We start from the raw sequence: 11,653 nt of genomic DNA, 5'->3' as shown, positions 1-11,653 counted from the left end.
AGGAGGTCATCAACGTGCAGCAACGGTCCACGATCGGCAGGGCACACCAGGATGTTGAGCAGCTTCGGATCCATGTGGCTGAGGTGTGGCCTACGGCATGGGCGGCATCGGCGGCGCGGTGGCCGGCGGCGGCGTGGCCACCACACTGGCCGGGCTGCCCGGGCCGGGGGCGGCTCCGGCGCCCATGGCCGCGCCCTGCCGGGACTGCGCATTGCTCAGGATCTCCATCTGGGCCTTCAGCTTCTGCTGGTAGGCGATGGTGTCTTTGAGCGCGTCGATCAGAGGCAGCTGATTGGGCCGGTACTCCATCGCCGCCTTGAGCTCGTCGAGGTACTGCTTGGAGGGTTTGAAGCCCATGGAGCGCAGCTTCAGCGAAAGCTTGAGCAGGTTCGACAGCTGACCGCCGCCCGCGCCCACCGCGTATTCATCGGCGAGCTGGTCAAGGACATCGCCGGTGGCCGGGGTGGCCGCTGCCGCGGCGGCAGCGGCTGCCGCACCTGCGGCTGCACCACCTTCGGCAGCGACCGTCGGCGTCGGGGTGGGCGTGGGCACCAATGAGGGATCGGCGAGCGCAGGTCCGGACACCCCGAGGACCGCACCGGTGGCAACTGCGGCAACGGCGATGCCGCTGAACGCACTGCGACACGCACTGCGACGCCAACCGGGGACTTTCGCCGTCATCGGTTCTCCTCCACCCTGCGTCAGACCCGGTCAGCTTACCGTGGATCAGTGGCCTTACTGGACCAGCGCCGCCCTGACCGCAGCCGTCAGCCGCTTGTACTGACCTGTATCGGCGTCGAGATACCAGCTGTTACGGCCCGCTTTGGGGATTCCCGCGGCCCGAAGCGCCGATACCACCGGACGGTACGACGCGCTGACGGCCAGCGACGGCACCACGTGGACGACGTCGGGCGGCAATCCGGCGGGCATGCCCGACACCGCATCGGCGATATCGGCGCCTGTCACGCTCATCCCCGGGCGCACCGTCAGCGCGGTGACCGCCCGCGTCCCGGCCGGAGTTTGCACCCCATAGGTCACTGCGAGGTCGACCGCGGGGATGGATCCGACTGCGTCGGTGATGGGTGACGGAAACACCACACCGCGCGGCGTACGCAGCAGACCGGAGCGATTGCCCAGCAGCCAGAAGTCACCGTCGTCATCGCGGTAGAACACGTATTCGGTGGAAATCCAGATGTCACCGGCCGCGAACACACCGCGCTTGATCGACGCCGTCGGGTCGATAGGACCCCACGGCTTGGCCAGCAGGACCCCGATCTCGTCTCGCCCGGCCACCAGGACGAAACCGCGGTCGTCTTCGAGAATCAGGTCCGCGTCGGGGTCGTAGGCCCCGAGTTCGACTTCCCCACCGCCCGGGAGCGGGCGGCCTTCGCTGCCGACTTTGACCCCGGCGACATTGGCGAGTACGGCCTGGCCGTCAGAGGTGGCGAAGAATTCGACGATCTTGGCGGGGGCGAAGACCTCCAGGATCCGCGCCCACAGCCCGGTGGGCATACCCGATCCGATGAACAGGCGGATCGGGTTGTTCCCGGCCATGGTGAAGTTCGGGTCGTCGATGACCTCCCGCAGCATCGACCAGGTGTAGGTGACCACCGTGACGCCGTATTGCCTGACTTCGTCGAGGAACCGCTCCGGGTTCAGCCCGCGGGACAGCGCGATCCGTGATCCGGCCACCACCGATCCGCCCAGGCTGACCAGCAGGCCGGCCTGGTGATGCAGCGGGGTCAGGCAGTACACGGTGTCGTTGCGGCTCAGCGCGGCGGCCGATGCGGTGCCGAACGCCGACAGCGACCAGCGGTAGTTGGTGATCTGCTTGGGTACCAGTTCGCCACCGCCAACGGCGTTGAACACCACGAAGGCGACGTCGCGGGCGTAGGAGGGGTTCGGCCGATACCATCCGGGGAGTTCGACAGCATCCGGGTCGATCTTCTCCATGTCGATGACTTCGCTGTCCTCGGGGAGGTCCAGGCTGCGGCTTTCCCCGCCGCCCAATACGAGGACCTGGACCGGCAAGCGGGCAGCGGCGGCCAGGTTCGCCGGATCGGCGATGACGTCGGTGATCCCGCCGAGCCGGGCTGCCTGCTCGAGATCGGCGTCCGGCGGCATCAGGACGGCGACTGCGCCCAGCCGCGACAGCGCGGCCATGGCGACCAGCGCGCTGGGTCGGGTGTCCATCAGGACGCCGACCCGGCTGCCCTGACGCACTCCGACCTCGATCAGGCCGCGAACCACGTTGTCGATACGCCGATTGACCGCTTCGTAGGTGTGAACCCTGCCGTCGAAGAGCAGGAACTCACCGTTGGGGGCCGCCTCGGCCTGTTCGTCGATGATGCGGCCCAGCGAAATCCTGGTGTGATCATTGATCTGACCGAGACGGACCAGGCGCGGCAGGGTGCGCGCGGTTTCGACGGCCATGATGCGCACCGAGTTGTTGGCCGCCACCACCGCGTCAGCGGCGCCTTTGGCCACCGACAGCGCCAATTCGGAGGCCTCGGCCATGCCGAGCATCAGCCGCGAGCTCAGTGGAACGCCTGAGGAGTCGGGGGTCTGGGCCCGAACATCCTGCATGAGTTCGATATTCGCCGGGCGTGGTTCGCGGCCGGCGACCCACAGCACCCAGTCGGCCACCGTCGGCCAGGTGTTGGTGGAGGCTTTGGAACCGACCACCAGACCGAAGTGTCCGGCCCGGATCATCACCTCGTACACGTCGGCATTGGGTGCCGCGCGTTTGATGCCCCGCACTGCCGGAGGCTGGCCGATGTCGTCGACCTCCCCCACGAACGCCAGCACCGGGCAGGTGATGTCAGACAGCGTCACCAGCTGTCCCTGAACGGCGAACCCGCCGGTCATCATGCGGTTGTGGGTGACGAACTGCTTGAGCAGTTCGGCGACCGCCGGACCGGACCAGGCGATCCAGCCTTCGCGGTCCAGGAAGCGGCGCTGCTGCTCGCGGGGCAGCAGGGATTCCCGATCGTGCAGTTGCAGCAGGAACTCGACCCGGGATTTGGCGGTCTTCACCGGGTCGAGCATCTGGAACCCCGCCCGGGCCAGCCAGCCTGGTACGTCGATCCGGCTGAACACGTGGTCGGCGAGGAAGTCCGCGACGCCGACGGCGAGGTCGCTCGGCAACCCGCCGGGCAGGCCGGCCAGGGTGTCCACCGGTGAGCCGAACGCCACGATGCTGGCGACGTCCTTGGAGCGCCGGTAGGCCGCGGTCTGGTAGCAGAACATTCCGCCCTGGGAGTAACCGGCCAGGTGAACGTTCTGCCCGGTGGCGTCGCGGACGGTGTCGATGGCCTGGCTCAGCGCGACGATGTGGTCGGTGAGGGTGCGCTCCATGCCGCCCTCGATCTCGTCCGGCGAGCCGTAGTCGATCACCCAGGTGTCCACCCCGGCGGCGTGCAGGATGCCGACCGCGCCGTCCTCCCTGGTGACGTCCCACATGTTGGCCGACATCATCATCGGGTGCACCATCAGCACCGGCGGGCCGGCCTTGGCCTTCCCGGGCCGGGTGTCCGGCGGGAAATACCGCCGGAGCTTGTACATGTGGGTGCTCTCGACGATCTGGAAGGGCGAGGGCACCGCGCCGGTTTCCAATCCACCGAAGCGCGCGACCTCGTAGCCGTTCTGGGCGGTGGCCACCAGGCGCTCAAGAGGTTTGGTGAGTGCCGACAGACTCAGATCCACGTTTGCTCCCTGCGCAACATCGTCGCCGAATTGTCCTCCCCGACAACCGTCAATCATGGCACACGGCGGATACCCGCTGCCGCCCCGCAGCCTGGTCGTTTAGCGATTAGTAAGGTCGTGCCGGTGGCACACCTGCTGGGCGGCGAGGGCTTGGGTCTGAAGTACCCGACGCAGGTGGTGTTCGAGGCTGTCACGGTCGGGGTCAACGACGGCGACCGAATCGGGATCGTGGGCCGAAACGGCGATGGCAAGTCCAGCCTGCTGGGCATGCTCACCGGCCAGATTGAACCCGATTCCGGACGGGTCACCCGCCGCGGCGGGCTGCGGGTCGCCGCCCTGGAACAGGGCGACACCCTCGACCCGGCGGGCTCGGTCGGTGCGGCTCTGGTGGGTGAACGGCCCGAGCACGAGTGGGCCGGTGATGCCCGGGTGCGTGACGTGGTGGCGGGCCTGGTGTCCGACCTCGACTGGCACGCCGCAGTGGGAACACTGTCCGGCGGTCAACGTCGCCGAATTCAGTTGGCGGCGCTGCTGATCGGCGACTGGGACGTGATCGCCCTCGACGAGCCCACCAACCATCTCGACGTGGAGGGCATCACCTGGCTGGCGGCTCACCTCAAGGTGCGCTGGCCGCGCAACACCGGGGGGCTGCTTGTCGTCACCCACGACCGATGGTTCCTCGATGAGGTCGCCACCACGACGTGGGAGGTGCACTCCACCGGTCGAGGGAGCATCGTGGAGCCGTTCGACGGCGGTTACGCCGCGTATGTGCTGCAGCGGGTGGAGCGAGACCGGATTGCGGCCGCCGCCGAGACCAAGCGGCAGAACCTCATGCGCAAGGAATTGGCCTGGCTGCGCCGCGGCGCGCCGGCCCGCACGTCAAAACCGAAATTCCGCATCGATGCGGCCAATCAGCTCATCGCCGACGTGCCACCACTGCGTAACCCCGTCGAACTGGCGAAGCTGGCCACCGCACGGTTGGGCAAGGACGTCGTCGATCTGCTGGATGTGGCAGTGACCTTCGGGGAATCCCGGGCAGATAAACCGGTGCTGCGCGACGTGGAGTGGCGCCTCGCCCCCGGCGAACGGACCGGCATCCTGGGCGCGAACGGGGCAGGAAAGTCCACCCTGCTGGGGCTGATCGCCGGGACCGTCGAACCCGACAGCGGCCGGGTCAAACGCGGCAAGACCGTCCGACTGGCGATGTTGGACCAACAGGCCGGCCGACTCGCCGAACTCGCCAACGATCTGGTGCGGGAGGTCATCGGGCGACTCAAAACCAACTATCGGGTCGACGGCAAAGACCTCACCCCCGCACAGCTGTTGGAACGCTTGGGCTTTCACCGCGACCAACTGTCCGCGCGGGTCGGTGACCTCTCCGGCGGCCAGCGGCGGCGCTTGCAGTTGATCCTGACCATTATGGACGAACCGAACGTGCTGATCCTCGACGAACCGACCAATGACGTTGACATCGAAATGCTTTCGGCCACCGAGGATCTGCTGGACTCCTGGCCCGGGACACTGATCGTGGTATCCCACGACCGGTATCTGCTGGAACGGGTGACCGATCAGCAGTACGCGATCTTCGACGGCCGGCTCCGGCATCTGCCAGGCGGTGTCGACGAGTACCTGCGGATCAAGGCACAATTAGGCCTCCAATTTCGGGGGCCGGCGGGCCCGGCTCATGCCAGCCGCCCTGCCCCCGCGTCCGCGCCGGCCGAAACGCTATCGGGTGCCGAGCTACGCAACATCCAGAAAGAGATCACCGCGCTGGACCGCGCTCTGGAGAAGTTGACGGGCCGGATCAACGTCAAACACGTCGAAATCGCCGACCACGATCAGTCCGACCATGTGGGAATCGGTCGGCTCACCGCCGAACTGCGCGCGCTTGAAAGCGAACTGGCCGATAAGGAGAGCCGCTGGATCGAGCTTTCCGAGATGGTGGAGTCGGGCTAGTGTTCCCGCTGTCTCAGAGCAGCAGCGTATGCCGCCAGGACGCGGCCGACTCGCGGATCTTTGTCAGCTGCGCTGCCACCTGTTCGGGCGCAGTGCCGCCGCGGGCATTGCGCGCCGCCACCGACCCGGTGACGGTCAACACCTCCCGAACCTCGGGAGAGAGCTGCGGACTGATTGCGGCCAGTTCCTCGTCGGTGAGTTCGTCCAGCCCCACACCGCGGTCCTCGGCCAGCCGCACCGCCGCCCCGGCCGCCTCATGTGCAGTTCGGAACGGCACTCCCTGGCGCACCAGCCATTCCGCGATGTCGGTGGCCAGGGTATAACCCGCTGGAGCCAGCGCCGCCATCCGATCGAGGTCGAAGCGCAGCGTGGCCACCAACCCAGCCATGGCCGGCAGTAGGAGTTCCAGCTGGGCCACGGAGTCCAATACCGGTTCCTTGTCTTCTTGCAGGTCTCGGTTGTAGGCCAACGGCTGCGCTTTGAGGGTGGCCAGCAAGCCGGTCAGGTTGCCGATCAGCCTGCCCGCCTTTCCACGCGCGAGTTCAGCGATGTCGGGGTTTTTCTTCTGCGGCATGATCGAGCTGCCGGTCGACCAGGCGTCATCGAGAGTGACATAGCCGAATTCCGTTGTGCTCCAGAGGATGATGTCCTCGGCAAGCCGGGATAGGTCGACGCCGATCATGGCCAGGACAAAACTGGCCTCCGCAGCGAAGTCACGCGCTGAGGTGGCGTCGATCGAGTTGTCCGCCGCCGCAGCGAAACCCAACTCCTCGGCGATGGCGTCCGGGTCCAGGCCCAGCGACGAACCGGCCAGCGCACCCGATCCGTACGGCGACACCGCGGTTCGGGCGTCGAAGTCGGCGATGCGGGCTATGTCGCGCAGGAGCGGGTGCGCATGGGCCAGCAGGTGATGCGCCAACAGCACCGGTTGCGCCGCCTGTAGGTGGGTTTTGCCCGGCATGATCGCCGCCGGGTGTGCGGCGGCCCGGTCGGCCAGTGCGCCCACCACCTCGAGGACGCCACCGGCAACTCGACGCATCCCGTCGCGCAGCCACATCCGGAACAACGTGGCGACCTGGTCATTGCGGGAGCGGCCGGCCCGCAGCCGACCACCGAGGTCGGCTCCCACCCGATCGATGAGACCGCGCTCGAGTGCCCCGTGCACGTCCTCGTCGGCCGCCACAGGGGCGAAACTGCCGTCGGCCACATCGGCGCCGAGGCTGTCCAGACCGGCCAGCAGATCGTCGCGCTGCTCATTGCTGAGCAGGCCGGCCCGGTGCAGCACCCGGGCGTGCGCCTTGGAGGCGGCGATGTCGTAGGGCGCGAGCACCCAGTCGAAATGGGTGGACTTGCTCAGCGCGGCCAGCGCCGGGGCCGGGCCGTCCTCGAACCGGCCGCCCCACAGCGCGCCCTCGTTGGTGCTCACGTCACCCTTTCCGGCACGTCGAGATCGACGTTTTGGCTCGGTTTACCCGCACTTTCCCGCCGGAATGGCCCTTTGGGCGTCACAGGCCCAGGTCCCGGCGGGCGGCGATCTTCGAGGACAGGCCATGGACGTGCACGAACCCCTTCGCTGCCGACTGATCGAAGGAGTCACCCTCGTCGTAGGTGGCTAGGTTGAAGTCGTACAGGGATTCGGGACTCCGGCGTCCGTTCACCGCGACATGCCCGCCGTGCAACACCAACCGGATCTCGCCGGTGACCCGTTCCTGGGTCTTGGCGACGAAGGATTCCAGCGCAGTCTTCAGCGGCGAGAACCACAGACCGTCATAAACCAGCTCGCCCCAACGCTGGTCGGTAAGCCGCTTGAACCGGCCCAGTTCCCGTTCCAGGGTGACGTGTTCGAGTTCGGTGTGTGCGGCGATCAAGACCATGGCCCCGGGTGCTTCGTAGATCTCGCGACTTTTGATGCCGACCAACCGGTCCTCGACCACATCCAGCCGGCCCACGCCCTGAGCGCCTGCGCGCCGGTTCATCTCGACGATCGCTTCCAGGACACTCACCCGGCTGCCGTCGATCGACACCGGAACACCGCGTTCGAAACCGATGATCACCTCGTCGGGGGTGTTCCAGTTCAGCGTCGGGTCCTCGGTGTAGTCGTAGACGTCCTTGGTCGGGGCGTTCCACAGATGCTCGAGGAAGCCGGTCTCCACCGCGCGACCCCAGACGTTCTGGTCGATGGAGAACGGCGAACGCTTGGTGACGTTGATCGGGATGGCATTGTCCTCAGCGAAGGCGATAGCTTTTTCCCGAGTCCACGCGTAGTCCCGCACCGGAGCGAGTACTTCCAAATCCGGTGCTAGGGATGCGAATCCGACTTCGAAACGCACTTGGTCGTTACCCTTGCCGGTGCAGCCGTGGGCAACGATACCGCCGCCGAACTCCCGGGCCGCCGCGACGAGATGCTTGACGATCAGCGGCCGGCTCAGTGCGGAGACCAACGGGTAGCGGTCCATGTAGAGCGCGTTGGATTGGATCGCCGGCAGGCAATACTCCTCGGCGAACTCGTCACGGGCGTCGACCACGACCGCCTCCACGGCACCGCAGTCCACCGCACGCTGACGAACCACCTCCATGTCCTCGCCACCCTGACCGAGGTCGATGGCCACGGCCACGACCTCGCGGCCGGTCTCCTTGCCGATCCAGCTGATAGCCACCGAGGTGTCCAGACCGCCGGAATAGGCCAGGATGACGCGCTCGGACATGACGTGCTCCTTAACTTGCAACTGCTAACGGATGTTTTCGAACATGGCGGCCAGTTGCGCACCGGTCATCGGCTCGCGGGCGATGACCATGATGGTGTCATCGCCGGCGACGGTGCCGACAACCTCGGGCAGCGCTGCCCGATCGATGGCGCTGGCCAGGTAGTGGGCAGCCCCAGGCGGGGTACGCAGCACCGCCAGGTTGGCGCTGGCGTCGGTGGAGACCAGCAATTCACCCAACAGCCGGGACAGCCGCTCGGTACCGCCGGCCACGCCACGGACCGGACTGCCGTCCTCGGGAACGATGTACACCCCGACTCCCCCGTCGACGCCACGCAACTTGACCGCCCCGAGTTCCTCGAGGTCACGCGACAAGGTGGCCTGAGTGACCTCGATGCCTTCGTCAGCCAGCAGCGCGGCCAACTCGGCTTGGCTGTGCACCTGGCGCGATGACAGGACGGCGACGATGCGGGCTTGCCGTCCGGCCCGGGTGGTGACCACTTCAGCGGACTTGGCCGACTTCACTGCGACCCTCGGTCTTCGTGCAAGCTGCTCATCTTCGACCCGGGCTCCAGCAGCCACACCAGAAGGGCCTTCTGCGCATGCAACCGGTTCTCTGCCTCATCCCAGACCGCACTGCGTGGACCGTCGATGACCGCATCGGTGATCTCTTCGCCACGGTGAGCTGGAAGGCAATGCAGTACAACGGAGTCCGCGTCCGATCGCGACAGCAGGTCGGCATTGAGCTGGAACGGCCGAAACGGCCCCACCCGGTCCAGTCCGTCGTTCTCCTGTCCCATCGAGGTCCAAGTGTCGGTGACCAGGACATCGGCGCCGTCAGCGGCGGCGTGCGGATCGGCCGTGAGAGTGAGCGTTGACCCGGTTTCGGCGGCGCGGGCATTCGCGGCGGCGACGATCGCGGGGGCCGGTTCGAAGCCGGGCGGCGCCGCGATCGTGACGTCCAGACCTGCGGTGACGCCACCCACCATCAGCGAGTGGGCCATATTGTTGGCCCCGTCTCCGAAGTAGGACAGCCGCAACCCGGCCACTGCGCCCTTGCGTTCGGCGATGGTTTGCAGATCCGCCAGGATCTGGCACGGGTGGAATTCGTCGGACAAGGCGTTGACCACCGGAACTGTTGCAGCGGCAGCCATCTCGTCGAGGCGGTCCTGACCGAAGGTACGCCAGACGATGGCCTCGACGTAGCGGGACAGCACACGTCCGGTGTCAGCCAGCGTCTCGTCGCGGCCGAGCTGGGTGGCTCGTCCGTCGACGACCACAGCGTGCCCGCCCAACTGAGCGATGCCCATCTCGAAGGAGAACCGGGTGCGGGTGGAGTTTTTGTCGAAGATCACCGCGACCCCGCGCGGTCCGGTGAGCGGCTGGCGGCTGAACGGTTCCCGCTTGAGCTGTGCAGCCAACGCCAGCACCTCCGCCTGTTCGGCGGGGGTCAGGTCGTCATCGCGCAGGAAGTGCCGGATGCTCACGCTGCCGCTCCTTGGTCCAGGATGCCCGGCAAAGCCGCCAGGAAGCCGTCGATCTGCTCTGCCGTGATGATCAGCGGCGGAGCCAGCCGGATCACATCCGGTGCGGCTGCGTTGAGAAGGAATCCGGCCTGGCGGGCGGCGGTCTCCACGGCCTTGCCGTGCGGGGCGGTCAGCACGATGCCGCGCAGCAGACCGCGGCCCCGGACGTAGTCCACCAGTGGGTGATCGAGCGCCTCGATGCCGTGCTGCAGTGCCTTGCCCAACGTGCCGGCGCTGGTGACCAGGTCCTCCTCGGCGAGCACCTGCAGGACTGCGCACGCCGCGGCCGCACACACCGGGTTGCCGCCGAAGGTGCTGCCGTGCATACCGGGTGTCATCAGATCGGCGGCCGGGCCGACGGCCAGGCAGGCACCGATGGGCAGGCCGCCGCCGAGCCCTTTGGCCAGCGTGACGATGTCGGGGGTGATGCCGTCGTGGCGGTGGGCGAAGAAGTCGCCGGTGCGGCCCACCCCGGTCTGCACCTCGTCGATCGACAGCAGCGCTCCGTGCCGACTGGTGATCTCCCGGGCCGCGGCCAGGTAGCCGTCCGGTGGGACCACAACCCCGCCCTCCCCCATGATCGGTTCCAGGAAGACCGCGGCGGTGTCGTCGGCGACGGCGGCTGCCAGGGCGTCGAAGTCTCCGTAGGGTATGTGCGTCACGTATCCGGGCAGCGGCTGGAATGGCGCCTGCTTGCTGGGCTGGCCGGTGAGCGCCAGCGAACCCATGGTTCGGCCGTGGAATGCCCCCTGTGCTGCAACGACTTTGGTTCGCCCGGTCAGCCGGGTGAGCTTGAATGCGACTTCGTTGGCCTCGGTGCCGGAGTTGCAGAAGAACACGCGGGCGGGCACATCGGCGCCGAGGTGGCCGACGAGTGCCTCCGCCAGTGCCACGCCCGGTTCGGTGGCGTACAGGTTGGAGACGTGCCCGAGGGTGCCCAGTTGCGCGGTGACCGCCTCGATGATCGCCGGGTGACGGTGTCCCAGGATATTGACTGCGATGCCGCCGAGTAGGTCCAGGTAGCTCTTGCCCTCGACATCGGTGACCACCGCGCCGTCCCCGCTGGCCAGTGCCAGCGGCGGGGTGCCGTAGTTGTCCATCATCACCGACTGCCAGCGTTCGAGCAGATCGGGTCTGGTCATGACGCACCCCCGGTGTCCGATTCCCGATACGCCTCCACCGGGGAAGGCACCACCTTGGTTCCGGTGCCCTCGTCGGTGAACAACGACGCCAGCACGCAGTGCTCGACCCGGCCGTCGATCACATGGGCGCTGGGCACCCCGGCCTCCACCGCCCGCAGACACGCCTCAATCTTGGGCACCATGCCCTCTTCCAGCGTCGGCAGCAGATCAGCCAGCGTCGCGGTGTCGATCTGGCTGACCAGCGAGTCGCGGTCCGGCCAGCGTGTGTAGAGGCCTTCCACGTCGGTGAGCATCAGCAGTGTCTCGGCGCCGACCGCCTCGGCGACCGCGGCGGCCGCGGTGTCGGCGTTGATGTTAAGTACGACGCCGTTGGCGTCCGGCCCGATGGTCGACACGACCGGAATACGGCCGGCGGTAAGAAGATCCATCAGCAGCGCGGTGTCGACGTGCTCGATGTCGCCGACCAGACCGATGTCGCATGCCACGCCGTCGACGGTGACGGTGCGGCGGACCGCGGTGAACATCCGGGCATCCTCGCCGGTGAGACCTACCGCATAGGGCCCGTGCGCGTTGATGAGGTTCACCAGGTCCCGGCCGACTTGACCAAAGAGAACCATGCGGG

10 protein-coding genes are annotated in these 11,653 nt (G+C 67.3%); 1 reads left to right on the top strand and 9 read right to left on the bottom strand.

The annotated features are described in order from the left end of the window. The 3 genes from ADBZ5N_RS13345 to ADBZ5N_RS13335 form a co-directional block, all read right to left on the bottom strand. Window positions 1-74 (bottom strand): Trm112 family protein (locus ADBZ5N_RS13345; protein WP_526258064.1); only part of this gene is annotated, 74 nt, incomplete at its 3' end. 16 nt (window positions 75-90) lie between these two features. Continuing rightward, the gene (locus tag ADBZ5N_RS13340; RefSeq protein WP_526258059.1) at window positions 91-681 is read right to left on the bottom strand and encodes a hypothetical protein; all 591 of its coding nucleotides are present in this window, start codon (window positions 679-681) and stop codon (window positions 91-93) included. 54 nt (window positions 682-735) lie between these two features. Further along, window positions 736-3,705, bottom strand: coding sequence for an alpha/beta fold hydrolase (locus ADBZ5N_RS13335; protein WP_526258057.1), 2,970 nt, complete (start codon window positions 3,703-3,705; stop codon window positions 736-738). A gap of 123 nt (window positions 3,706-3,828) precedes the next feature. On the opposite strand from ADBZ5N_RS13335, the gene ADBZ5N_RS13330 reads away from it, so the two are divergent. Beyond that, window positions 3,829-5,661 carry an ABC-F family ATP-binding cassette domain-containing protein gene (locus tag ADBZ5N_RS13330; RefSeq protein WP_526258055.1) on the top strand — a complete coding sequence of 611 codons (1,833 nt, stop codon included), beginning with the start codon at window positions 3,829-3,831 and terminating at the stop codon, window positions 5,659-5,661. A 13-nt stretch (window positions 5,662-5,674) separates the two neighbouring features. Here the strand turns inward: ADBZ5N_RS13330 and argH are convergent, their stop codons facing one another. The 6 genes from argH to argB form a co-directional block, all read right to left on the bottom strand. Then, window positions 5,675-7,087: an argininosuccinate lyase gene (argH, locus tag ADBZ5N_RS13325; RefSeq protein WP_526258053.1), complete on the bottom strand. Its 1,413-nt coding sequence runs from the start codon at window positions 7,085-7,087 to the stop codon at window positions 5,675-5,677. 79 nt (window positions 7,088-7,166) lie between these two features. Continuing rightward, the gene (locus ADBZ5N_RS13320) at window positions 7,167-8,366 is read right to left on the bottom strand and encodes an argininosuccinate synthase (protein ID WP_526258051.1); all 1,200 of its coding nucleotides are present in this window, start codon (window positions 8,364-8,366) and stop codon (window positions 7,167-7,169) included. 24 nt (window positions 8,367-8,390) lie between these two features. Beyond that, window positions 8,391-8,888: an arginine repressor gene (locus tag ADBZ5N_RS13315; protein ID WP_526258049.1), complete on the bottom strand. Its 498-nt coding sequence runs from the start codon at window positions 8,886-8,888 to the stop codon at window positions 8,391-8,393. Continuing rightward, a complete protein-coding gene (gene argF / locus ADBZ5N_RS13310; RefSeq protein ID WP_526258061.1) occupies window positions 8,885-9,844 on the bottom strand; it encodes an ornithine carbamoyltransferase in 960 nt (319 codons plus the stop codon). Before argF ends, ADBZ5N_RS13315 begins: the two co-directional genes overlap by 4 nt. 2 nt (window positions 9,845-9,846) lie before the next feature. Next, window positions 9,847-11,031, bottom strand: coding sequence for an acetylornithine transaminase (locus ADBZ5N_RS13305; protein ID WP_526258047.1), 1,185 nt, complete (start codon window positions 11,029-11,031; stop codon window positions 9,847-9,849). Next, the coding region (gene argB, locus ADBZ5N_RS13300) for an acetylglutamate kinase (RefSeq protein WP_526258045.1) at window positions 11,028-11,653 on the bottom strand (626 nt) is incomplete at its 5' end. The genes ADBZ5N_RS13305 and argB, both read right to left, overlap by 4 nt.

Origin of the sequence: Mycobacterium sp. (genome assembly GCF_044370595.1) — a bacterium.
GTDB lineage: Bacteria > Actinomycetota > Actinomycetes > Mycobacteriales > Mycobacteriaceae > Mycobacterium.
The sequence above is the reverse complement of the archived record's forward strand: the minus strand, read 5'-3'. Positions and strand labels throughout refer to the sequence as shown.